25 protein-coding genes and 1 tRNA gene are annotated in these 22,965 nt (G+C 70.3%); 13 read left to right on the top strand and 13 right to left on the bottom strand.

Features of this window, described 5'->3' with window-relative positions; genetic code table 11:
* Positions 1-101: 101 nt before the first annotated feature.
* From VT52_RS31585 to VT52_RS31575, 3 genes are all read left to right on the top strand, one after another.
* On the top strand, positions 102-566 hold the full coding sequence (locus VT52_RS31585) for a hypothetical protein (protein WP_046419806.1): 465 nt from the start codon (positions 102-104) through the stop codon (positions 564-566).
* A 219-nt stretch (positions 567-785) separates the two neighbouring features.
* Entirely contained in the window at positions 786-1,439 is a 654-nt protein-coding gene (locus tag VT52_RS31580; protein ID WP_079175402.1) for a carbonic anhydrase, read from the top strand.
* A gap of 87 nt (positions 1,440-1,526) precedes the next feature.
* On the top strand, positions 1,527-1,973 hold the full coding sequence (locus VT52_RS31575) for a hypothetical protein (protein ID WP_046419808.1): 447 nt from the start codon (positions 1,527-1,529) through the stop codon (positions 1,971-1,973).
* Positions 1,974-2,170: 197 nt separating this feature from the next.
* On the opposite strand, the gene VT52_RS31570 is transcribed toward VT52_RS31575, so the two are convergent.
* The 3 genes from VT52_RS31570 to VT52_RS31565 form a co-directional block, all read right to left on the bottom strand.
* The gene (locus VT52_RS31570; RefSeq protein WP_143070947.1) at positions 2,171-2,638 is read right to left on the bottom strand and encodes a hypothetical protein; all 468 of its coding nucleotides are present in this window, start codon (positions 2,636-2,638) and stop codon (positions 2,171-2,173) included.
* Positions 2,639-2,694: 56 nt separating this feature from the next.
* A complete protein-coding gene (locus tag VT52_RS38270; protein ID WP_167377758.1) occupies positions 2,695-2,868 on the bottom strand; it encodes a hypothetical protein in 174 nt (57 codons plus the stop codon).
* 163 nt (positions 2,869-3,031) lie between these two features.
* Entirely contained in the window at positions 3,032-3,490 is a 459-nt protein-coding gene (locus VT52_RS31565; RefSeq protein ID WP_046419813.1) for a hypothetical protein, read from the bottom strand.
* A gap of 121 nt (positions 3,491-3,611) precedes the next feature.
* Here VT52_RS31565 and VT52_RS31560 point away from each other — a divergent pair, with 121 nt between their 5' ends.
* From VT52_RS31560 to VT52_RS31545, 4 genes are read left to right on the top strand one after another with little or no spacing between them, the layout of a single operon-like run.
* Positions 3,612-4,448: a helix-turn-helix domain-containing protein gene (locus VT52_RS31560; RefSeq protein ID WP_046419814.1), complete on the top strand. Its 837-nt coding sequence runs from the start codon at positions 3,612-3,614 to the stop codon at positions 4,446-4,448.
* Positions 4,445-4,639: a DUF397 domain-containing protein gene (locus VT52_RS31555; RefSeq protein ID WP_046419816.1), complete on the top strand. Its 195-nt coding sequence runs from the start codon at positions 4,445-4,447 to the stop codon at positions 4,637-4,639. The genes VT52_RS31560 and VT52_RS31555 overlap by 4 nt, the downstream gene beginning before the upstream one ends.
* Positions 4,636-4,830, top strand: coding sequence for a DUF397 domain-containing protein (locus tag VT52_RS31550; RefSeq protein ID WP_046419818.1), 195 nt, complete (start codon positions 4,636-4,638; stop codon positions 4,828-4,830). The genes VT52_RS31555 and VT52_RS31550 overlap by 4 nt, the downstream gene beginning before the upstream one ends.
* Positions 4,827-5,018: a DUF397 domain-containing protein gene (locus VT52_RS31545; protein WP_046419820.1), complete on the top strand. Its 192-nt coding sequence runs from the start codon at positions 4,827-4,829 to the stop codon at positions 5,016-5,018. The genes VT52_RS31550 and VT52_RS31545 overlap by 4 nt, the downstream gene beginning before the upstream one ends.
* A 58-nt stretch (positions 5,019-5,076) precedes the next feature.
* Here VT52_RS31545 and VT52_RS31540 read toward each other — a convergent pair whose 3' ends face one another.
* The gene (locus VT52_RS31540; protein ID WP_046419822.1) at positions 5,077-6,468 is read right to left on the bottom strand and encodes a cystathionine beta-synthase; all 1,392 of its coding nucleotides are present in this window, start codon (positions 6,466-6,468) and stop codon (positions 5,077-5,079) included.
* 159 nt (positions 6,469-6,627) lie between these two features.
* Between VT52_RS31540 and VT52_RS31535 the strand changes: the two genes are divergently transcribed.
* The 3 genes from VT52_RS31535 to VT52_RS31525 all read left to right on the top strand — a co-directional run bounded on the left by VT52_RS31535 (position 6,628) and on the right by VT52_RS31525 (position 10,110).
* Complete coding sequence (locus VT52_RS31535) at positions 6,628-7,647, top strand: SGNH/GDSL hydrolase family protein (RefSeq protein WP_206306659.1); 1,020 nt, start codon at positions 6,628-6,630, stop codon at positions 7,645-7,647.
* Between the two features lie 154 nt (positions 7,648-7,801).
* On the top strand, positions 7,802-9,022 hold the full coding sequence (locus VT52_RS31530; RefSeq protein WP_046419824.1) for an acetyl-CoA C-acetyltransferase: 1,221 nt from the start codon (positions 7,802-7,804) through the stop codon (positions 9,020-9,022).
* 308 nt (positions 9,023-9,330) lie between these two features.
* Positions 9,331-10,110 carry a hypothetical protein gene (locus VT52_RS31525; RefSeq protein WP_046419825.1) on the top strand — a complete coding sequence of 260 codons (780 nt, stop codon included), beginning with the start codon at positions 9,331-9,333 and terminating at the stop codon, positions 10,108-10,110.
* Positions 10,111-10,170: 60 nt separating this feature from the next.
* Here VT52_RS31525 and VT52_RS31520 read toward each other — a convergent pair whose 3' ends face one another.
* A complete protein-coding gene (locus tag VT52_RS31520) occupies positions 10,171-10,482 on the bottom strand; it encodes a hypothetical protein (protein ID WP_240509954.1) in 312 nt (103 codons plus the stop codon).
* A 99-nt stretch (positions 10,483-10,581) separates the two neighbouring features.
* Here VT52_RS31520 and VT52_RS31515 point away from each other — a divergent pair, with 99 nt between their 5' ends.
* On the top strand, positions 10,582-10,812 hold the full coding sequence (locus VT52_RS31515; protein ID WP_046419828.1) for a DUF4287 domain-containing protein: 231 nt from the start codon (positions 10,582-10,584) through the stop codon (positions 10,810-10,812).
* 77 nt (positions 10,813-10,889) lie between these two features.
* Here the strand turns inward: VT52_RS31515 and VT52_RS31510 are convergent, their stop codons facing one another.
* Both VT52_RS31510 and VT52_RS31505 read right to left on the bottom strand, forming a co-directional pair.
* The gene (locus tag VT52_RS31510) at positions 10,890-11,774 is read right to left on the bottom strand and encodes a Bax inhibitor-1/YccA family protein (protein ID WP_046419829.1); all 885 of its coding nucleotides are present in this window, start codon (positions 11,772-11,774) and stop codon (positions 10,890-10,892) included.
* A gap of 190 nt (positions 11,775-11,964) precedes the next feature.
* Positions 11,965-12,051: transfer RNA gene (locus tag VT52_RS31505), tRNA-Leu, on the bottom strand.
* Between the two features lie 395 nt (positions 12,052-12,446).
* Here VT52_RS31505 and VT52_RS31500 point away from each other — a divergent pair.
* Positions 12,447-13,220, top strand: coding sequence for an ABC transporter ATP-binding protein (locus tag VT52_RS31500; protein ID WP_046419830.1), 774 nt, complete (start codon positions 12,447-12,449; stop codon positions 13,218-13,220).
* Entirely contained in the window at positions 13,220-15,748 is a 2,529-nt protein-coding gene (locus tag VT52_RS31495) for an ABC transporter permease (RefSeq protein WP_046419831.1), read from the top strand. Before VT52_RS31500 ends, VT52_RS31495 begins: the two co-directional genes overlap by 1 nt.
* Before the next feature lie 115 nt (positions 15,749-15,863).
* Here VT52_RS31495 and VT52_RS31490 read toward each other — a convergent pair whose 3' ends face one another.
* The 6 genes from VT52_RS31490 to eno all read right to left on the bottom strand — a co-directional run bounded on the left by VT52_RS31490 (position 15,864) and on the right by eno (position 22,638).
* Positions 15,864-17,162 carry a class I SAM-dependent methyltransferase gene (locus VT52_RS31490; RefSeq protein WP_046419834.1) on the bottom strand — a complete coding sequence of 433 codons (1,299 nt, stop codon included), beginning with the start codon at positions 17,160-17,162 and terminating at the stop codon, positions 15,864-15,866.
* 213 nt (positions 17,163-17,375) lie between these two features.
* Positions 17,376-18,749 (bottom strand): NAD(P)/FAD-dependent oxidoreductase, encoded by a 1,374-nt coding sequence (locus VT52_RS31485; protein WP_079175401.1) that lies wholly within the window; start codon positions 18,747-18,749, stop codon positions 17,376-17,378.
* Between the two features lie 444 nt (positions 18,750-19,193).
* Complete coding sequence (locus tag VT52_RS31480) at positions 19,194-20,135, bottom strand: Ppx/GppA phosphatase family protein (RefSeq protein ID WP_046419837.1); 942 nt, start codon at positions 20,133-20,135, stop codon at positions 19,194-19,196.
* On the bottom strand, positions 20,132-20,671 hold the full coding sequence (locus VT52_RS31475) for a DUF501 domain-containing protein (protein WP_046419840.1): 540 nt from the start codon (positions 20,669-20,671) through the stop codon (positions 20,132-20,134). The genes VT52_RS31480 and VT52_RS31475 overlap by 4 nt, the downstream gene beginning before the upstream one ends.
* A gap of 45 nt (positions 20,672-20,716) precedes the next feature.
* Entirely contained in the window at positions 20,717-21,193 is a 477-nt protein-coding gene (locus VT52_RS31470; protein WP_046419841.1) for an FtsB family cell division protein, read from the bottom strand.
* A 149-nt stretch (positions 21,194-21,342) separates the two neighbouring features.
* On the bottom strand, positions 21,343-22,638 hold the full coding sequence (eno, locus tag VT52_RS31465) for a phosphopyruvate hydratase (protein ID WP_046419843.1): 1,296 nt from the start codon (positions 22,636-22,638) through the stop codon (positions 21,343-21,345).
* Between the last annotated feature and the right edge of the window lie 327 nt (positions 22,639-22,965).

Here is a 22,965-nt window from a genome sequence, read left to right as displayed (position 1 = left end):
GTCGGCTTGGCATCGCGTTGGCCGTCACCGTCCTCTCCCTCACCGGAACAGGTTGCTCGAACACCATGGATCACCGAACAGACGCCACACCGACGCACGAGATGACCGACTCGAAACCCACCGTCCTCGACGTGGACAAAGCCCGGGAGAAGGCGAAGGCCGTATCCAGCCAGATCTACGATTTGATCAACATCCCCTCCGGCAAGGTCACCGAGCCGGGCCCGAGCATCGCCCCTTGCGACGAGGACCCCGATCACCTCTACAAGACCGAGCACCCGTGGTCGGTCTACGGCGTGCCCGAGGACGAGCTGAAGGCAGGCTTCCAGCGGCTGCGGGACGCCCTTCCCGGGAAGGGGTGGAAAATCTGGCGGTACGGCCCGAACAAGAGCCGCGCCAAGACCCTCGAACTCACGGCGGACTCCACGACCGAGCCCTTCTCCGTGGACGCCGAACTCTGGGTGTCGAGCCCGACGGCCGGCCGCGAGAAGGAACCGAAGATCCTGATCAACATCGTCTCCGGCTGCTGGCGGGCGCCAAAGGGCACGGATCTCAGCACCCAGTACTGATCGGAGCGTGATGCCCGGTTGATTCCTTCACCTGGGCGCCTCAAAGCACCCTGGACGTGGGCCCGGCTGCCCGCCGCGTCCGGCACCGGCTTCCAAGAGGCGGTATCGCGGCGGCGATGATCCGGCGCGGAAACGACCAAGTGTCGTTAAATCGCCACCCAGAGTGATGGCGCGCGTGCCTACGGTGAACACCACTGACACGAACACCGAGGAAGCGTCATGGCCACCCCCCACCGGGCCCTACGGACGCCGACCGCGCCCGCTCCCCGTCCGCCCTGTCCCGCCTTCCCCTCCCTCGTCCCCCCACCCGACGCGGACGAGCCACGGCCCACCGCGGCCGCCGTCCTGGACGAACTCCTCGCCGGCAACGCCCGCCGCACCGGTGGCCTCCCCCGGCAGCCGTACGTCCGTCCCACCGGACGGCGGCCGTGCGCAGTGGTCATCGGCTGTGTGGACGCGCCCGTACCGCCGGAATTGGTCCTCGACCAGCCGCTCGGGGAGCTGCTGTGCGTCCGCACCGCCGGGCTGGTCCTGGACGAGGCCGTGCTCGGGTCCGTGCAGTACGGCGTGCAGGAACTCGGCGCGCCGCTCGTGCTGGTCCTCGGACACGAGCGGTGCGCCGCCGTGGCCGCCACGCTTGAGCGACTGCGCACCGGGGCGCCGGTGCCGGGCCATCTGGAGCTGCTGGTGGAGGAGATCGCCCCCGCCGCCCGCCGCACCCGGAACCGGCCCGGCGACTGGGCGGAGCACGCGCTGCGGGCCCAGACCACCTGGGTACGGGACGCGATCCGGGCCGACCCCGCCTTCGGGGCGGCCCAGGTGGTGGCCGCACGGATGGACGCCGGGTCGGGGCTGGTGTCGCTGCTGCCCTGAGCGGGCTGCCCCGAGGGGCCCGCACCAGCAGGAGAAGGGGGGCTTTCCCCAGTGCGGTGGGGGTCCGGCGTTTCCTAGGGTGAGGGCATGAGCACACGTGACCCGCAGGACGTCGGACTCAAGGGCGACGCCGAGCTGCGGAAGGACCTCGACGCGACCGTCCGGGCCCGCCGGGACCTGGGGGACGACTACGACTCCGCCCTGGTCGAATCCTTCCTGGAGAAGGTCGAGCAGCGGCTCGACGGCGCGGTGGACCGGCGGGTGCGGCGGCAGCTGGCCGAGCATCAGATGGCGGCGGCGCGCGGCACCGCCGTGCGCCGGAACCCGGTGGACTCCTGGGGCGAGCGGTACGGATTCGCCCTGCTCACTCTGGTCCTCGCCATCCCGCTGTCGGCGATCGCCGGCGCCCTCACGGGATTCGCCGGAATGGTGGTCGCCTGGATCGGGATCGTCGGGGTCAACGCGGCCCAGGCGATACGCCAGCACCCCGAGCTGCTGTCGGGGCGCCGCCGGTCGTCCGGCGGGGACGAATGACTCCGGCCCGCCGCACGCGGAAAAGGATTTGCGCGGGGACCGCCGCACCCCCGTTGCCGGGGGGCGGGACGACGGCGGTCCCCGCGGGGGACGCGGGCCGGGTCAGGGCCGGGCCGCGCGTCCTTGGCGTCCATGGAGGTCCGGGAGCCGCTCCGGAGGTCCGTGACGCCGACAACCCCTAATCTGCTGGACGCGTGTTAAGGGGGTGCTGCGTCCACGTGACACCCTCGTACCACTTGCACGGCGTTTCGAACGGCCGTGGTCACCCCGAGTTCGCCGAGGTCACGGGCCCGTGGACGAAGAACCGGGCCGTCACCCACCAGATCCGGCTCCCCGCCGAAACCGTCCTCGGGGTCGGCGTACTGCCACTCGCAGCGTCCGGGGTGCCCCTTGAAGAGGGTGCAGCCCGTGGCCAGGGGGTTCGGCCTGTTCATGCAGCACTCGATGTCCTCGATCCACTGCGCGGACGCCCCGTCGCGCCAGCACACGAAGACGTCGGAGTCCGGAGCCGCGCTCGCACCGGTGCGGAGGAACGCCATGTGGTGGTCGTGCGGCACGTCTTCGAGCATGCACCGGAGCGACGGGGACGGCGCCCAGTCGATGTCCGCACGCGGGGACGGGATCTGCTTCGCGAGGGCTCGGACGGCGTCGTCCAAGCCGGTCATGGCCTTGCATCGGAACATTCGTGGGCTCCCGGGCGCGGGATTGCGATGAGGGGCGGTCATGTGGCGGGACGCTGGTCCCACTGCTGGTTGCAGCGGTGGATGTAGGTCCGTACGAACGCACAGCAGTCCTCGCAGGCATAGGCCGGCGCGCGCTGTCCGTCGTGCTCGACCGGACCGATCCAGAAGACGTACTTGGTGTGGCGGCACAGGAGGCAGAAGCCTCGCGTCAAGGGCCGGGGCCTCATGGGCGGTTGCCGTGACGGTGCCTCGGACATCGGCACGGAGGCCAAGCGCTGGAGAATTCCGGCCACTTGAGGGGAGTCACCTCGTGCTCTTTCCGCACCACGTGCCGGTTCCCCCGGCGGTCCACCCGGTACACGGCGAGAGTCATCGTCAAACCTTGATCACCCTGGCCCTGACGCCGGCCTGGACCGTCAGAATCAGCTCGTCCGCGTGGTCGAGCCCCAGGCCGTCGCGGAAGGCGAGGCGCGGCCCCCAGGCGGTCTGGATGACGTCCAGGTCGACCAGCCAACCCGCGTCGCTGAAGGCGCACTTCAGCCTGGCCAGCGTGTCGTCCGGCTTCCCCTCGGGCGTCAGGGGTCTCACCGGAGCGCTCGCCCGGGACTCATCGGCATGCCTCTGGCGCAGGATCAACCCGTCCAGCAGCAGACCGAGGAGGGCCCGCCCCTGCCGCCCATTGCAGTCACCCAGCCGGACGACGAAGTCCCGGCACTCGTTCGGGGCCAACCTGGCGTGGAACTGGGGGAGTTTGATGGCGGCCTCGTTCAGGACCGCCGCGAGCGAGTTGGTGATCTCCGCGACCTCGACGGCCATGCCGGTGTGGGGGTGCATCGCCCAGCCTTTCTCAACCACTCCTCTGTGTAGCGGAATCGCTACCGTGCGACTTCAGAGTGACCTACAGTGGAAACCCCTTCAACTGGTCAGACTGGAACGGAAGGACGTCGTACGACCCTTGAACCGCAAGGAGTTGAACCCCGACGCCTCGCCCCAGGCGGCCTTCGGGGCGCGTATGCGCAGCAAGCGCGAGGCTCGCGGCTGGACCCAGGAGGACCTCGCCATCCTCACGGAATATTCCAGCGTGCATATCTCGGCCATCGAAACTGGTCGGAAGCCTCCAACCCTTCGCTTTTCGCGTAGTGCTGACAGGGCATTCGGTGTCTCCGACACAGCGGAGTCGTTCGAGCGCGAATACCGCGAGATCAAGCACGGCAACCTGCTGGAAGGCTTCCCGGAGTACATCAAGTACGAGGGGAGGGCCGCGGAGATCCGGCTGTACGAGATCGGAATCGTCCCCGGACTGCTCCAGACACCGGAGTACGCAAGGGTGCTGGCGAACAGCGCGGTGCGGCGAGGCACCATCACACCCGAACAGGCGGATGAACGCGTCGCGTTCCTGGCGGAGCGGCAAGCCGCCCTGGAGCGGCCCCGCCCGCCCATGATCCTCGTGGTGATGGACGAGAGCTGCGTTCGCAGACCGGTCGGCGGCTCCAAGGTCACGAACGCTCAGCTCGACCGGTTGGCACAGTTCGCCGAACTACCGAACACCGTGCTCCAAATCGCCCCGTACGGCATAGGGGAGCGCCGCACGTTCGACCTTCCCATGAACCTACTGACGATGTCAGACCTGTCCGTCGTCGCGTACGCGGAATCCCAGTTGCGAGGGCATGTGGAACGCGATACGGCAGCCGTACTGCCCCTGTTGTCGGCCTACCATCAGTTGCAGGCCGAAGCTCTGCCCCAGGCGGCATCGGTGGCCATGATCGACGAGGTACGAAAGGGCACCCCGTGACGACCGACTTCCCCCGCTGGTTCACCTCCTCCTACAGCAACAACGGCGGCAACTGCGTGGAAGTCGCCACCAACGTCCCCGGCACCATCCCCGTCCGCGACACCAAGGACCGCGACGCCGGCACCCTCACCTTCCGCACCGACTCCTGGTCCGCCTTCGTCCAGTTCGCCTCTCAGAAGGGCACCCCGTGACGACCGACTCTCCCCGCTGGTTCACGTCCTCCTACAGCAACAACGGCGGCGCCTGCGTGGAAGTCGCCGCCAACGTCCCCGGCACCATCCCCGTCCGCGACACCAAGGACCGCGACGCCGGCACCCTCACCTTCCGCACCGACTCCTGGTCCGCCTTCGTCCAGTTCGCCTCTCAGAAGGGCACCCCGTGACGACCGACTCCCCCCGCTGGTTCACCTCCTCCCACAGCAGCAACGGCGGCGACTGCGTGGAAGTCGCCGTCAACGTCCCCGGCACCATCCCCGTACGCGACACCAAGGACCGCGACGCCGGCACCCTCACCTTCCGCACCGACTCCTGGTCCGCGTTCGTCCAGTTCGCCTCTCACCAGACCGTCTGAACGCACCGGGCACCAGAACGGGCCCCTTCCCGGGCGGGAAGGGGCCCGTGCCGATGGGCTACTTGTTGCCGCCCTTGGCCAGGAAGGCCAGCAGGTCCTGGCGGCTGATGACACCGGTGGGCTTGCCCTCGACCAGGACGATCGCCGCGTCCGCCGTGCCCAGCACCTGCATCAGGTCGCCGACCGGCTCACCGGAGCCGACCTGGGGCAGCGGGGCGCACATGTGCTTCTCCAGCGGGTCCTCCAGGGAGGCGCGCTTGGAGAACAGGGCGTCGAGCAGCTCGCGCTCCACGACGGAGCCGACGACCTCGGCGGCCATCACGTCCGGGTGGCCGGCGCCCGGCTTGACGACGGGCATCTGCGAGACGCCGTACTCGCGCAGCACCTCGATGGCCTGGCCGACGGTCTCCTCCGGGTGCATGTGCACGAGGGAGGGGATGGTGGCGCCCGCCTTGTCGTTCAGGACGTCGGCGACGCGGGCGCTCGGGCCCTCGTCCTCCAGGAAGCCGTAGTCGGCCATCCACTCGTCGTTGAAGATCTTCGAGAGGTAGCCACGGCCGCTGTCCGGGAGGAGCACCACGACGACGTCGTCCGGGCCGAGCCGCTCGGCGACGCGCAGCGCGGCGACCACGGCCATGCCGCAGGAGCCGCCCACCAACAGGCCCTCCTCCTTGGCGAGGCGGCGGGTCATCTGGAAGGCGTCCTTGTCGGAGACGGCCACGATCTCGTCGGCGACGGTGCGGTCGTAGGCGGTCGGCCAGAAGTCCTCGCCGACGCCCTCGATCAGGTACGGCCGCCCGGAGCCGCCCGAGTAGACGGAGCCCTCGGGGTCGGCGCCGACGACCTGGACCTTGCCCTGGCTGGCGTCCTTCAGATAGCGGCCGGTGCCGGAGATGGTGCCGCCGGTGCCGACGCCCGCCACGAAGTGGGTGATCTTCCCCTCGGTCTGGTCCCACAGCTCCGGACCGGTGGAGTGGTAGTGCGACAGCGGGTTGTTCGGGTTGGAGTACTGGTCGGGCTTCCAGGCGCCCGGGGTCTCGCGCACCAGGCGGTCGGAGACGTTGTAGTACGAGTCCGGGTGCTCGGGGTCCACGGCGGTCGGGCAGACGACGACCTCGGCGCCGTAGGCACGCAGCACGTTGATCTTGTCGGTGCTCACCTTGTCAGGGCACACGAAGATGCACTTGTAGCCCTTCTGCTGGGCCACGATCGCCAGACCCACACCGGTGTTTCCGCTGGTGGGCTCCACGATGGTGCCGCCGGGCTTCAGCTCCCCGCTCTCCTCGGCGGCCTCGATCATGCGCAGGGCGATGCGGTCCTTCACGGAACCGCCCGGGTTGAAGTACTCCACCTTCGCCAGGACGGTCGCCTGGATGCCCTTGGTCACGTTGTTGAGCTTCACCAGCGGGGTGTCGCCGACGAGGCTGATCATCGAGTCGTGGAATCGCACCGTTGTCTCCGGTCGCTGCAAAAAAAGTGGTCGTAGTGGTGCCGTCAGCCTACGGCCCCCGGCACCGCTCGGGCGGTCGTTCACTCCCCGTCGAGATTGGCGCACGCCCTGTACGGGGCAAGGAGTGGGTGTACGGCTATGAGGAGGTGGCGGCGACGCATGACGAACATGTCGAGGGCACGGGTGGCCCGGCGGATCGCGGCCGGGGCGGCCTACGGCGGGGGCGGGGCCGGGCTGGTCGGAGCGGCCGCGGTCGGGTTGCTGCTCGCGGAGGTACGGCTGGCCCGGCGCCATGTGGGCAACGGCACCGGTGAGCGGGTGCCGGGCGCGGAGGGAGTGTACGGCCGGGTGTACGACGTGCCCGGTGAGCCGCCCCTGCGCCTGGTGATGCTCGGTGACTCCACGGCCGCGGGGCAGGGGGTGCACCGGTCGGGGCAGACCCCGGGCGCCCTTCTGGCCTCCGGGCTCGCGGCGGTCGCGGAACGCCCGGTGGAGCTGCGGAACGTGGCGCTGACCGGGGCGCAGTCCGACGATCTGGACCGCCAGGTCGCGCTGGTGCTGTCGGCCGGACTGCCCGCGCCGGACATCTGCGTGATCATGATCGGCGCGAACGACGTGACGCACCGGATGCCGCCGACGCGTTCGGTGCGGCACCTGTCGGCGGCGGTACGCAGGCTGCGCACGGCCGGTGCGGAGGTGGTGGTCGGCACCTGTCCCGATCTCGGCACGATCGAGCCGGTGCAGCAGCCGCTGCGCTGGCTGGCCCGGCGGGCGTCACGGCAGCTGGCGGCGGCGCAGACGATCGGGGCGGTGGAGCAGGGCGGGCGCACGGTCTCGCTGGGCGATCTGCTGGGCCCGGAGTTCGCCGCCAACCCCCGGGAACTGTTCGGTCCGGACAACTACCACCCCTCGGCCGAGGGCTACGCGACGGCGGCGATGGCCGTGCTGCCCACGGTGTGCGCGGCGCTGGGCCTGTGGCCGGCGGAGGAGGACCGGCCGGACCTGACCCGGCGCGAGGGCTTCCTGCCGGTGGCGCGGGCGGCGGCCGAGGCGGCGGCGGAGGCCGGCACGGAGGTCACGGCCGCGATGCCGACGGGGCCGCGCGGCCCCTGGGCGCTGCTCAAGCGGCGCCACCGCCGCCGTGTCCCGGAGCCCGAGGCGGCGGCGCCGTCGCCCTGACGGCGCCCGCCCGGCCCGCCGATGACACCCATCAGCCAAAGCAAGCGCTTAGAAACTGCGGCCAGCGTCACACCCCCACACCGATGACCTGTCAACTACGGGCGGGTAGCTTCCAGACCGGCCCTGCACAAAACCCCGTTCACCTGGAGCCCCGATGCCCGAAGCCGTGATCGTCTCGACCGCCCGCTCCCCCATCGGCCGCGCCGGCAAGGGGTCGCTCAAGGATCTGCGCGCCGACGACCTCACCGCCACGATCATCCAGGCCGCGCTCGCCAAGGTCCCCGAGCTGGACCCGACGGACATCGACGACCTGATGCTCGGCTGCGGTCTGCCCGGCGGCGAGCAGGGCAACAACCTCGGCCGGATCGTCGCCGTGCAGATGGGCATGGACCACCTGCCCGGCTGCACCATCACCCGCTACTGCTCCTCCTCGCTCCAGACCTCCCGCATGGCCCTGCACGCCATCAAGGCCGGTGAGGGCGACGTCTTCATCTCGGCCGGCGTCGAGACCGTCTCCCGCTTCGCCAAGGGCAGCTCCGACAGCTTCCCGGACACCCGCAACCCGCTGTTCGCCGAGGCCGAGGCCCGCACGGCGGCCGTCGCGCAGCAGGAGGGCACCACCTGGCACGACCCGCGCGAGGACGGGCTGATCCCGGACGCGTACATCGCGATGGGCCAGACCGCCGAGAACCTGGCCCGCTGGAAGGGCATCACCCGCCAGGAGATGGACGAGTTCGGCGTCCGCTCGCAGAACCTCGCCGAGAAGGCCATCGCGGCCGGCTTCTGGGAGCGCGAGATCACCCCGGTCACGCTGCCCGACGGCACCGTCGTCAGCAAGGACGACGGCCCGCGCGCCGGGGTCACCATGGAGGGCGTCTCCGGCCTGAAGCCGGTCTTCCGCCCCGACGGCCTGGTCACCGCCGGCAACTGCTGCCCGCTCAACGACGGCGCCGCCGCCCTCGTCATCATGAGCGACACCAAGGCCCGCGAGCTGGGTCTGACCCCGCTCGCCCGCATCGTGTCCACCGGCGTCTCCGCCCTCTCCCCGGAGATCATGGGCCTCGGCCCGGTCGAGGCCAGCAGGCAGGCACTGCGCCGAGCCGGTCTGACCTCGGACGACATCGACCTGGTCGAGATCAACGAGGCCTTCGCCGCGCAGGTGATCCCCTCCTACCGCGAGCTCGGCTTCGACCTCGACAAGGTGAACGTCAACGGCGGCGCGATCGCCGTCGGCCACCCCTTCGGCATGACCGGCGCCCGGATCACCGGCACGCTGATCAACTCCCTCCAGTGGCACGACAAGCAGTTCGGCCTGGAGACGATGTGCGTCGGCGGCGGCCAGGGCATGGCGATGGTCATCGAACGCCTCAGCTGACACGACCCGCCCGCGGCGGCCGGGACACCCTCCGTAGCAGTCCGGGCACTTGACGTCACGGATCGGCCCAGAACCCGCAAAACCGCCGGGTTCTGGGCCTTTCTGTGATCCAATCTCCCCCAGGATGTGACCTATCTCCCCGCCCCGGACATCAGCGCAGGTCAGCCCCGGACGGCACACTCCCGGAGATGACCGCCGAACCAAAGAACTGTCCGTTTCGTGACGTTACGCACTGACAGCTGGGTAGTCCGCCCTTCAAGCTGATGTAGGAAGTCGGGGGGTCGACTTTTGAACCAGGGAGTACGTCAGTGAGCGCCATGCCGATCGCCCTGCTGCTCACCACGGCCGCCACCGGCGCCGTGGGCGTCGCCGTCCTGCGCACCGTGCTGAAGCTGCGCCGTCAGCTCACGGAGCTTCAGGCGCAGCTCGCGGAGAACCAGTCCGCCGCGACGCACGCGCTGCTGCCGCATGCCCGTACCCACGCCGACACCGAGCGGATACGCGCGGCCGTGGCCGAGGCGCTCGCCGAGGAGCGGGAGCGGGAACTCGCCGAGGCGCGTGCCTTCTGGGCCGCACAGGAGGCCCGGGACGCCTCCGACGGGCCCTCGGCGCTCGGCCTGCCCGACCACGAGCCCTTCCTGCCGCGGCAGTCCGACTTCGCGGGCCTGGAGCCGGTGACGGAGTCCGCCGCCGACGCCGACGAGTTCGCCGGTGAGTCCCCGGAGCTGGCCGCGGCCCGCCGCCGGCACCCCTCCCACCCGGACTTCGTCCCGGCCCAGTCGGCCGCGGGCGACCACGAGCGCACGGCCACCACGCTGGAGCACCTGGCCGACGAGCGCGTGGAACTGTCCGATGTGCGCCCCGGCCCGCTGGGCACCCTCGACGTCTACGTCTTCGCCGACGGCACCACGCTGTGCATGACCCCGGGGCACCGGGAGACGGCCGAGCGCCTCGCGCGGGCCGTGGAGGCGGGCGACGCCCCCTATCTGCTGGGCGGTTCGGGCGTCTCCGGCGCCTACACGCTCACCTTCGCGTGCGGCGAGGACATGCTCTACATCCTGGCGGACCGCGTCATCGCGTCCCTGTAGCCGAACGGCGCCGGCGCACGGCGCCCCAGCCCCGGCCCAGCTCCGGACCCGGCGGCGCGCTCAGACCCCCGCCCGCGCCCGCGCCTCCTCGACCAGCCGCACCGCCTCGCCGACCTCGTCGTCGCTCCTCAGCACCAGCGCCAAGTCGTGCGCGGCCACCAGGATCTGGTCCGCCACCGCGAACATCCCCGCGTCCGGCATCTCCCGCGGCTCGGCGCCCGGCTCCTCCACCGCCTGCGCCCGCCGGGACAACTCCCGGGCCAGCGCCAGTGCCTCCCCGGCAGCGCTGCGCTGGAGCCTGCTCTGCGGCGCGGCACGCAGCCGGTCGGCGAAGTGATCCACTGCTTGGGTCAGGGGCGTCGTATCAACCACGCGCCGAGCGTAACGCGCCGCACTGTTGCCAAGAGGCGAACCCTCGGGCACGGTGACGTGAAGGACCGGCTCACATCCCCTTTGCGCCCGGAGGTGCCGATGTCCCAAGTCTTCTCCGAGGAGACCCATCGCAACATGCTCGCCCGCATCCCGCACTGCACCGGTCGTGAGGTCTCCGACTGGCTGCGCACCGTCGAAGAAGGCCCCGCCCTGTTCCGCTTCGAGGAGAAGGTCAGCTGGCTGAGGCACGAGTACGACCTGGCGTACGGCCACGCCAAGGCCATCGTGCACGAGTACGACCTGCGCAGGGCGGCCCGCAAGCTGCTCTGAGACACCCGCCCCCGGACGGCGAAGGGCCCCGGACGGGAAGCCCGGGGCCCTTGGCCGAACTGCGTGCCGTACGCGCGCTAGTCGTTGTTGGTGAAGATCGCCACCAGCCGCAGCATCTCCAGGTAGATCCACACCAGGGTGACGGTGAGGCCGAACGCGGCGAGCCAGGACTCGCCCCGCGGCGCGCCGTACGCGATGCCGTCCTCGATCTGCTTGAAGTCGAGGGTCAGGAAGAACGCGCCGAGCAGGATCGCGATGATGCCGACGACCGCGCCGAGCGGGCCGAAGCTGCGCAGGCCGCCGTCCTCGGCGACACCGAAGACGACCAGCAGCAGATTGACCACCATGACGGCCATGAAGGCCATCGCGATGGCGAGGCCGATGCGGGCGTAGCGCGCGGTGACGCGGACCCAGCCCGCCTTGTAGACCAGGAGGGTGGCGCCGGTGACGGCCATGGTGCCGAGCACCGCCTGGAAGGGGGCGCCCTGCCAGCGGCTGTTGTACATCTCGCTGATGACACCGAGGAAGACGCCCTCGAAGGCCGCGTATCCGAGGATCAGCGCGGGCACCGGGGTGCGCTTGAAGTTCTGGACCATCGCGAGGACGAACGCGATCAGCGCGGAGCCGACGGCCAGTCCGTAACTCGTGGGCGAGACCGGCAGCAGGGCCCAGGCCAGGACGGCGCCCAACGCGACCGTACCGAGCGTCAGGGCCGAGCGGACGACGACGTCGTCCATGGTCATCCGGCCGGTGGCGGCCGGGGCCTGCGGCGGGGCGCCGTACTGGACGCCCGGCTGTCCGTGGCCGCTCGGCGCGTACGGGTTCTGGCCACCTTGCGCGTACGGGTTCTGCGCGTACGGGTTGCCGCCTGCGTACCCGGCCTGCGGTGCGGTGTTGAAGCCGGCGTAGCCGTTGTCGCGGCTGAAGCCCCGTCGCGAGAAGACCGGGTTGCTGCTCCTCATCTCACTCCTCCATGGCTGCCTCGCGCAGCCTTGGCTCAAGCGTAATGGATTGGCAAAAGATCGATCGTGCTACCTGAGGAGGATCTTTCCCCTGCCGTGTTGACTCACACGCTACGCGGAGGAGGCCGTCCCGGCCATGGATGATCGTCTTCTATGACGAACCTGCTACCTGGCCGAACGGGTGGAGTGGTGGTGCCCGGAGCCGGACTTGAACCGGCACGCCCGCGAAGGGGCAGCGAGGTTTAAGCTCGCCGTGTCTGCATTCCACCATCCGGGCAGGCCATGGGCTCCGCTTCGAGGGTCCGAGCCTATCGGGACGCATCCCCCGAACAGCGGAACGTCGGACCGATGTTGTCTTATTTTATTGACGTCTGAGGGTGCATCAGACCATGGAACTCGCCATCCGCACTTGCCAGTAGCGTGACGTGACACACGTGCACCTGTATGTGAAATGACGGAATTTCACCGTCCGAAGAAGGGCGCTCCCCCCGTTCTTGGCGCCGGGCCCCTCCCGGCCTCGGGGTCCGGGGTCCTCCCCAGGTATGAGGCGGCACCTCCCTGGTCCGCCCCGAGTCGCCCCCGGGAACCGGAACAGCGGCTGACTCCCCGGGCGTCCGGCGCCGGGAGGATGGAGGGGTCCCCACGACCCGTCGCCCCGAGGAGCACCGTCCCGTGACCACCACACCCACCGCCGCAGGCACGGCCACCGCCGTGGCCGCCCGCGCCACGGAGCTGTCGAAGATCTACGGGCAGGGTGAGACCCGGGTGGTCGCCCTGGACCAGGTCTCCGTCGACTTCCGGCAGGCCGAGTTCACCGCGATCATGGGCCCCTCGGGTTCCGGCAAGTCCACCCTGATGCACTGCGTGGCCGGCCTCGACACCTTCTCGTCCGGCTCCGTGCGCATCGGCGACACCGAGCTGGGCTCGCTGAAGGACAAGCAGCTCACCAAGTTGCGCCGGGACAAGATCGGCTTCATCTTCCAGGCCTTCAACCTGCTGCCGACCCTGACCGCGCTGGAGAACATCACCCTCCCGATGGACATAGCCGGGCGCAAGCCCGACAAGGCATGGCTGGACCAGGTCATCTCGATGGTGGGCCTGTCCGGGCGGCTGAGCCACCGGCCGTCCCAGCTGTCCGGCGGCCAGCAGCAGCGCGTCGCCGTCGCCCGCGCCCTGGCCTCCAAGCCGGAGATCATCTTCGGTGACGAACCGACCGGGAACCTCGACTCGCGTTCCGGCGCCGAGGTCCTCGGCTTCCTGCGCAACTCCGTGCGCGAGCTGGGCCAGACGGTGGTCATGGTGACCCACGACCCGGTGGCCGCCGCCTACGCGGACCGCGTGGTCTTCCTGGCCGACGGCCGGATCGTGGACGAGCTGTACGGCCCGACCGCCGACTCGGTGCTCGACACCATGAAGCAGTTCGACGCGAAGGGCCGGACCAGCTGATGTTCCGCACCGCCCTGCGCAACGTCCTCGCGCACAAGGCCCGGCTGCTGATGACGGTGCTCGCCGTGATGCTCGGCGTGGCCTTCGTCTCCGGGACGCTCGTCTTCACCAACACCATCTCCGACGCCTTCCAGAACAGCTCCGCCAAGGGCTTCGACCAGGTCGACGTCGCCGTCGTACCGAAGTACCAGGACTCCGCGGGCGACAAGGTCGGCAAGCTGCCGGACCTGACCCAGGACATGCTCGACAAGGCCGCCGGGGTGCCCGGCGCCGCCTCCGCCACCGGGGTCGTGGGCGGCTTCACGGCCGTCGCGGACAAGCACGGCAAACTCGTCGGCGGCAACTGGCAGTCCCGCGGCGGCAACTACTGGGGCACCAAGGACGCCCGGTACCCGCTGACCAGCGGCCACGCGCCGCACGGCGCGAACGAGGTGCTGCTCGACGCCAAGACAGCCCAGCGGGCCGGCTACAAGGTCGGCGACACCGTACGGCTCTCGGTCGACGGCCCCGTGCTCACCCCGACCGTCGCGGGCGTCTTCACCACCGACGACGGCAACGTGACCGCGGGCGGCAGCCTCGCCCTGTTCGACACGCCGACCGCGCAGAAGCTGTTCGACAAGAAGGGCACCTACGACGAGATCGACGTCAAGGCGAAGCCCGGCACCGGCCAGGCCGCGCTCAAGGACGCGCTCGACAAGGCGCTGCCCACGCAGAAGGTGAAGACCACCACCGGCCAGAAGCTCGCCGCCGACCAGGCGAAGGCGATCGCCGACTCGATGAGCAGCATGAAGCAGGGCCTGCTGGTCTTCGCCGGGATCGCCCTGTTCGTCGGCACGTTCATCATCGCCAACACCTTCACCATGCTGGTCGCCCAGCGCACCAAGGAGCTGGCCCTGATGCGGGCGGTCGGCGCCTCCCGCCGGCAGGTCACCCGCTCGGTGCTGATCGAGGCCTTCGTGGTCGGCGCGGTCGCCGGTGTGGCCGGTCTGGCCGCAGGCATCGGCATCGGCGCGGGCCTGCGCGCCCTGGTGGGCTCCTTCGGCGCGAGCATGCCCGACGGACCGCTCGTGATCAGCCCGGGGACCGTGGCGGCCGCCCTCGCGGTCGGCATCCTCATCACCATGCTCGCCGCCTGGCTGCCCGGCCGCCGGGCCGCCAGGATCCCGCCGGTGGCGGCGATGAACAGCGTGCACGCCCAGGCGACCACCAAGTCGCTGGTGCTGCGCAACACCATCGGCGCGCTGTTCACGGCGGCCGGTGCCGCGGTGACCGTCGCCGCCACGTCGATGGACGCCTCCTCCGGCGAGGCCCCGATGGGCCTCGGCGCCGTCCTGCTCATCATCGGCGTGTTCGTGCTGACCCCGCTGCTGTCCCGCCCGCTGATCGCGGCCGCCGCCCCGCTGCTGCGCGCGTTCGGTGTCTCGGGCAAGCTGGCCCGCCAGAACTCGGTGCGCAACCCGCGCCGTACGGCCGCCACCGCCTCCGCGCTGATGATCGGCCTGACCCTGATCACCGGCATGACGGTGATGGCGGGCAGCCTCCAGTCGTCCATCGACAAGATGGCCGCCTCCGCGATCCGCGCCGACTACGTGGTCTCCATGGCGAACCACTCCCCGCTCTCCCCGGACGTGGCGCGGAAGATCGCCGCCACCGACGGAGTGAGCGCGAGCAGCCCGCTGCGCAACGCCGAGTCCCGCATCGACGGCAAGACCGAGTTCGTGACCGGCGTCGACGGCGCGTCCATCGCCGAGCTGACGGACCTGAAGGTCGACCGGGGCCGTTTCACGGTCGGCGGCAACGACGTCGTCGTGGACAAGGACCGGGCCAAGGAGTACGGCTGGACGCCCGGCTCGCACTTCACCGCCCACTTCGAGGACGGCAAGGCGCAGACCCTGACGGTCGCCGGGATCTACGACGGCAACGACATGATCCGCGGCATCATGCTCGACGACAAGGTGCTCACCCCGCACCTGCGCCGGCCCGCCGACATGCAGGTCATGGTCAAGACGGTCGACGGCGCCTCGACCGCCACCAAGGACCGGCTGGCGAGCGCCCTGGGCTCCAACCCGGCGATCAAGATCCAGGACAAGAAGGACATCTCCGATGACATCGCGCAGATGTTCACGATGATGCTGAACATGGTCTACGGACTGCTCGGCATGGCGGTGATCGTCGCGGTCCTCGGCGTCATCAACACCCTGGCGATGTCCGTGTTCGAGCGCTCCCAGGAGATCGGCATGCTCCGCGCGATCGGCCTGGACCGCCGGTCGGTCAAGCGGATGGTCCGCCTGGAGTCCCTGGTGATCTCGCTCTTCGGCGGCGTGCTCGGCATCGGTCTCGGCGTGTTCTTCGGCTGGGCGGCCGGTGAGCTGCTCGGCACCACGATGCCCACGTACGAACTGGTCCTGCCCTGGGGCCGGCTGGCGCTCTTCCTGCTGCTGGCGGGCGTGGTCGGCATCCTCGCCGCCATGTGGCCGGCCCGCCGCGCGGCCCGGCTGAACATGCTGACGGCCATCAAGGCCGAGTAGCGAACGGCCGTACGACACCGGGCCCGTACGGCACCCGTACGGCGCCACGCTCGTCCGGCACCGAGAAGGGCCCCGCTCCGGCACCGGAGCGGGGCCCTTCGGCGTACCGGCCGGATCAGACCTGCCAGGTGCGGGTGCGCGGCGGCAGTACGGAGGCGCCCGAGGGCGGGGTGCGGACCGCGAGGACCTGGTTGACACCGATGCGGTTGTGCTCGAAGGCGAGCGCGGAGGCGGCCATGTACAGCTGCCACACGCGCGCCCTGCCGGGGCTGGTGAACCGGACCGCGCGCTCCCAGCCGGCCTCCAGGTTGGCCACCCACTCGCGCAGGGTGCGGGCGTAGTGCTCGCGCAGCGCCTCCACGTCGCGCACCTCGAACCCGGCGTGCTCCAGCTGGGTGACGGTGGTGCCGATGGGGGCGAGTTCGCCGTCCGGGAAGACGTAGGCGTCGATGAACGCGTCGACGCTGTACGCCGATTCGTCGGTCTGCGGGCGGCGGGCGATCTGGTGGTTCAGCAGCCGCCCGCCGGGCTTCAGCAGGCCGTACAGCTGCCGCGCGTACTCCAGATAGCGTTCGGCGCCCACGTGCTCGGCCATGCCGATGGAGGAGATGGCGTCGAAGGGGCCGTCGGAGACGTCCCGGTAGTCCTGGACCCTGATCTCCACCTTGTCGGTCAGACCCTCGTCCGCGATCCGCTTGCGGGCGTAGCCGGCCTGTTCCTGGGAGACGGTGACGCCGACGACGCTCACGCCGTGTTCACGGGCCGCGTGCAGGGCCATGGAGCCCCAGCCGCAGCCGACGTCCAGCAGCCGCAGGCCCTCCCTGAGGCCGAGCTTGCGGCAGACCAGTTCGAGCTTGTCGCGCTGGGCGGCCTCCAGGGTGGCGTCCTCGCCGAAGGACTCCCAGTAGGCGCAGGAGTACACCATCGAGGGGCCGAGGACGAGCTCGTAGAAGTCGTTGCCCACGTCGTAGTGGTGGCTGATGGCCCGTCTGTCGCTGTGCCGGGTGTGCAGATGACGGTGCCGGCGGACCTCCTCCTGCGGCGGCGCGGGCGGGACGGGCGGCCCGGCGAGCTTCAGCAGCTCGCGGCCCGCGGCCCGTACGGCCGGGTCGCGCAGCGCCTGGACGAGCGTGCGGCCGCCGTCGTCGCGCTCCCAGATCAGTCCCGACACGGCGTCCAGCGCCGCGTACAGGTCGCCCTCGATGGCCAGGTCGCCGGAGACCCAGGCGCGGGCCAGGCCCAACTCCCCGGGTTTGAAGAGAATCCGGCGCAGAGCGCGCCGGTTGCGCACGACGAGCGTGGGAGCGCCGGGAGGTCCGGCCTGTGATCCGTCCCAGGCCCGCAGTCGTAGCGGGAGCGGGGCCCCCAGCATCTGCTCGGCAAGATTGCTCAGCCGCGACGCGGCGTCGGTCATGACGCACACCTCCAAGACGAGATCCCGGATGCCGGATACCACGTAAACACCATGGAGCGTCCGGCACAGTCCCGCGAAGGAGTTACGGCTGGGCAAAACAGTCGCACAGACCACCTGGACGGGCCCGGAACGGCGAGGGCGGGCCGGGAACGCCGAAGGACCTCCCGCACCACGGATGGCGGGAGGTCCTTCGGGTCGTTCGGTGACCGGGCGTCAGGAAGCCTTGGCCTCGGTCTTCGCGGCGGCGACCGGCGCCGGCTTGGCGGCCTCGTAGAACTCCTCGCGGGGGTTCTCCATGGCGCCCAGGGACACGACCTCGCGCTTGAGGAACATGCCCAGCGTCCAGTCGGCGAAGATACGGATCTTGCGGTTCCAGGTCGGCATCGCCAGACCGTGGTACCCGCGGTGCATGTACCAGGCGAGACGGCCCTTGAGCTTGATCTTGGTCTTGCCCATGACGATCATCGCCACGCCCTTGTGCAGGCCGAGACCGGCGACCGCACCCTTGTTGGCGTGCTCGTACTCCTTCTGCGGGAAGCCCCGCATGCCGGAGACCACGTTGTCGCCGAGGACCTTGGCCTGGCGCAGCGCGTGCTGGGCGTTCGGCGGGCACCAGGCGTTCTCGTTGCCCGCCTTGCGGCCGACGAGGTCCGGGACCTGGGCGTTGTCGCCCGCGGCCCAGATGTAGTCGGTGCCCTTGACCTGGAGCGTGGGCTCGCAGTCGACGTGGCCGCGCGGGCCGAGGGGCAGACCGAAGCGGCTCAGGGCCGGGTTCGGCTTGACGCCGGCGGTCCAGACGATCGTGTTGGAGTCGACCTCGAGGCCGTTCTTGAGGACCACGTGGCCGTCGACGCAGGAGTCCATGGAGGTGGAGAGGTAGATCTCCACGCCCCGGCTCTCCAGGTGCTCCTTGCCGTACTGGCCGAGCTTCGGGCCGACCTCGGGAAGGATCTTGTCCGCGGCGTCCACGAGGACGAACCGCATGTCCTCGCGGGAGACGTTCTTGTAGTACTTGGCGGCGTCGCGGGCCATGTCCTCGACCTCGCCGATGGTCTCCGCACCCGCGAAGCCACCGCCGATGAAGACGAAGGTGAGCGCCTTGCGGCGGATCTCTTCGTCGGTCGTGGAGTCAGCCTTGTCCAGCTGCTCCAGGACGTGGTTGCGCAGGCCGATGGACTCCTCGATGCCCTTCATGCCGATGCCCTGCTCGGCGAGGCCGGGGATCGGGAAGGTGCGGGAGACCGCGCCCATGGCGATGACCAGGTAGTCGAACGGCAGCTCGTACGCCTCGCCCACGAGGGGGGCGATCGTGGCGACCTTGCGGTCCTGGTCGATGGTGGTGACCCGACCGGTGAGGATCTCCGCCTTCGGCAGCACGCGTCGCAGCGGGACGACGACGTGGCGAGGGGAGATGCTGCCGGCGGCGGCTTCGGGGAGGAAGGGCTGGTAGGTCATGTACGACCGGGGGTCGACGACCGTGACGGTCGCCTCGCCGTAGCGCATCTTCTTGAGAATGCGCCGAGCTGCGTACAGGCCTACGTACCCACCGCCTACTACGAGGATCCTGGGACGCTCCGTGGTGCTCATGGCATCGAGTATCCACCCGCTGGAGGGGGGTGGCTCGTGCGCCCCTTCACAAGGTTGTGGAGGGGCTGTGCTAAACTCCGCGGCCCGCGTGACACAGATCATGTCGCCGAGGAGGAACCGCGAGGCGGTTCGTACCGTTGTCAAGGCCGCGTGAGCTGCTGGTCCGAGTCTTCGAGGCGATCGTAGAGACTCCGGGGCGACCTGTGGAACCCCTCCTTCCGGCCATCTTTGCGCGCCTCATCTGAACATGTTCAAACGGGTTTTGACCCCCCGGAAGGGCCAACCGGCCCCCTCCAGGGAGCAGTCATGACCCATTTCCTTGTGAAGAACTTCACGAAGGTTTCCGCCGGGGTGCGGACGAGGGGCCCCTGGGGGCCCCTCGAAGACGCTCAAACGTTATCCGACCTGCTCAGCCGGATGCTACCGATGGGTAACAAAAGAGAGCTACGCCACCGACCAGGCGATGCCGTCGAGGATGTCGTGCTCGCTGACGACGACCTCCTCGGCGCCGATGCGGTCCATGATCGCGAGGAGCACCAGGGAGCCCGCCCCGATGACGTCGACCCGGCCCGGGTGCATGGAGGGAATGGTGGCGCGTTCGGCGTGGGTGGAGTGCAGCAGGTGCTCGGTGATCTCGCGGACCCGGGCGCGCGAGACACGGGAGTGGTGGATGCGCGCGGAGTCGTAGTCCGGCAGGTCCTGGGCGATCGCGGAGACCGTGGTGACCGAGCCGGCGAGGCCGACCAGGGTGCGCGCCTCGCGCAGCGGGACGGTCTGCTCGGCCAGGTCCAGCGCGGCCTCGACGTCGGCGCGGATCGCGGCGATCTGCTCCTCGGTGGGCGGATCGCTCACCTCGCCGCCGTGCACCAGATGCCGTTCGGTCATCCGCACGCAGCCGATGTCCACGGAGCGCGCGGCGCGCACGTGGTCGTCGCCGACGACGAACTCGGTGGAGCCGCCCCCGATGTCCACCACCAGATAGGGCCTGGCGAGATCCGTGCGGCCGGTGAGCTCCCTGGTCGCACCGGTGAAGGAGAACTCGGCCTCCTGGTCGCCGGTGATGACCTCCGGCTCCACGCCGAGGATGTCCAGCACACCGCGCACGAAGTCGTCGCGGTTCTCGGCGTCCCGGGAGGCGGAGGTGGCGACGAAGCGCAGCCGCTCGGCGCCGTGCTCCTTGATGATCGCGGCGTATTCGCGGCACGCGGCGAAGGTGCGCTCCAGCGCCTCGGGGGCCAGCCGGCCGGTACGGTCGACGCCCTGGCCGAGCCGCACGATCGTCATGCGGCGGTCCAGGTCGACCAGTTCGCCGGTCGCCGGGTCCGCGTCCGCGACCAGCAGCCGGATGGAGTTCGTACCGCAGTCGATCGCGGCGACCCGGGTCACTGCGCCTCCCCCTCGGGCTCCTGCGCGAGCGTCACGCACGCGCCCTTGCGCCACCACTCGGGCAGCATCGCGATCGCCTCGTCGCCGAGCGGGTTGACGCCGGGGCCCGCGGCCAGCGAGTGGCCGACCAGGACGTGCAGGCACTTCACCCGGTCCGGCATGCCGCCCGCGCTCGGGAAGCCCTGGAGGACCTCGATCTCGTCCCGGCGCCTGATGTAGTCCTCGTGCGCGGCCCGGTAGGCGGCGGCCAGCTCCGGGTCGCTCCGCAGGCGCTCGGTCATCTCCTTCATGACGCCGCCCGCCTCCAGCGTGCCGATCGCCGAGGCGGCCTTGGGACACGTCAGGTAGTACAGCGTCGGGAAGGGGGTGCCGTCGGGCAGGCGCGGCGCCGTCTCCACGACGTCCGGCTGACCGCACGGGCAGCGGTGCGCGATGGCGCGCAGGCCCCGCGGGGGGCGGCCGAGCTGCTGCTTGAATGCCTCGACGTCCGCGTCGGTGGGCTCGGTGCGCGGAGTGGGCGGCGGAGGGGTTTCCATGACTGCTCTCAGAGTGGCTTTCTGTGGGTCACCGGCCGGGGCCGGTCACTGGTCGGAGGCGTCGGACTTGTCGACCCCGTCCCAGATGTTCGTGTACCAGGGCCGGTGGGCGGCCCCGGTGTCGGTGCGGGACTGCCGGACGGCGCCCGGGTCGACGACCACGTACCCGGTCTCGCCGGGCATCACATAGTGCAGACGCCTGCGGATCTGCTGCTCTGCGTAGGCGTCGTCCTGCCAGCGCGCCTTGAGGTCGCGCAACTGTTCGACGCGCTCGCTGGCCTCGGACTGCTGCCGCTGGAGGTCGGAGATCTGGGCGCGCTGGGAGACGTACTGACGCATCGGGTAGGCGAGCGCGACCACCATCGAGCACAGCACCAGCGCGAGCAGCGCGGCGCGGCCGGTCAGCCGGGAGCGGCGCGCCTGCCGCTTGGTCTGCGAGCGGTAGACCCGGGCCGCCGTCTGCTCGCCGAGCAGCCGCAGCCTGGTCGCGGTGGAGAAACGGTCCCGGTCCCTTGCGGCCATGTCGGCTCTCCGCCTCCCCTTTCACGCCCTCTTCAGGCGGTCGCACACGTGCGTACGTCCCCGGACACGGTACGGGACCGGGTACGGGGACGTACGTACGACTGGCCAAGAGGTGACCCGGGGTGGGTCAGCCCTCGCCGTGCTCGCGCCTACTGGTTCGCGGAGCGGAACCGCGGGAAGGCGCTGCGGCCGGCGTACACCGCGGCGTCGTCGAGGATCTCCTCGATGCGCAGCAGCTGGTTGTACTTGGCGACGCGCTCGGAGCGGGCCGGGGCACCGGTCTTGATCTGGCCGCAGTTGGTGGCGACGGCCAGGTCGGCGATGGTGACGTCCTCGGTCTCGCCGGAGCGGTGGGACATCATGCACTTGAAGCCGTTGCGCTGGGCCAGCTCGACGGCGTCCAGGGTCTCGGTCAGCGAGCCGATCTGGTTGACCTTGACCAGCAGGGCGTTGGCGGAGCCCTCCTCGATGCCGCGGGCCAGGCGCTCGGGGTTGGTGACGAACAGGTCGTCGCCGACCAGCTGGACCTTGTCGCCGAGCCGGTCGGTGATGACCTTCCAGCCGGCCCAGTCGTCCTCGAACAGCGGGTCCTCGATGGAGACCAGCGGGTAGGCCGCCACCAGCTCCTCGTAGTACTCCGTCATCTCGGCGGCGGAGCGCTCCTTGCCCTCGAAGAGGTACTTGCCGTCCTTGTAGAACTCGGAGGCGGCGACGTCGAGGGCGAGGGCGATCTGCTCGCCGGGCGCGTAGCCGGCTTCCTTGATGGCTTCGAGGATCAGGTCCAGGGCCTCACGGTTGGAGCCGAGGTTCGGGGCGAAGCCGCCCTCGTCGCCGAGACCGGTGGCCAGGCCCTTGCTCTTCAGGACCTTCTTGAGGGTGTGGTAGACCTCGGCACCCCAGCGCAGCGCCTCGGAGAAGGACTCCGCGCCGATCGGGGCGATCATGAACTCCTGGATGTCCACGTTGGAGTCGGCGTGCGAGCCGCCGTTCAGGATGTTCATCATCGGCACCGGCAGCAGGTGCGCGTTGGGGCCGCCCAGGTAGCGGAAGAGCGGCAGGTCGGACGCCTCGGAGGCGGCGTGCGCGACCGCCAGGGAGACGCCGAGGATGGCGTTGGCGCCCAGCGAGCCCTTGTTGTCGGTGGCGTCCAGGTCGAACATGGCCTGGTCGATCAGGCGCTGCTCGGTCGCGTCGTAGCCGACCAGCTCCGGGCCGATCTGCTCGATGACGGCGAGGACGGCCTTCTCGACACCCTTGCCCAGGTAGCGGTTGGGGTCACCGTCGCGCAGCTCGATGGCCTCGAAGGCGCCGGTGGAGGCGCCGGACGGAACGGCGGCACGACCGGTGCTGCCGTCGTCGAGGCCGACCTCGACCTCGACCGTGGGGTTGCCTCGGGAGTCCAGGATTTCCCGGGCTACGACGACGTCGATGGACGGCACGAGCATCTCCTTCTTGGATGTGACGCTGGAAGTGCGGGGCGGCGGCCGTGCGGCTGCGCCTTGCGACTAGAGCCTAACCGTCCCGGGGTCGCCGGCCACCGACCGACCGTCTGGTGGGCGACGGGGACATGCAGACGGTACCCATTGTTCACTGCCGGAACAAAGGGGTTCGCGGATGAGACCCGGCTGAAATCCTGGAAAACGGCAAGACCCCGCCCCGGCGTGAACGGGGGAATTCGCACCGGGGCGGGGAGTTCGGGGGCCGGGGGGAACCGTGGGGGGCGGGCCCTGTGGCGGTTGGGGGTGGCGGCCACAAGAGCCGGGTTCCCCGGG

The sequence above is a fragment of the Streptomyces malaysiense genome, from assembly GCF_000980885.2.
Classification (GTDB): Bacteria; Actinomycetota; Actinomycetes; order Streptomycetales; family Streptomycetaceae; genus Streptomyces; species Streptomyces malaysiense.
Note: the sequence above shows the minus strand (reverse complement) of the source record. Positions and strands in the feature narration are given on the sequence as shown.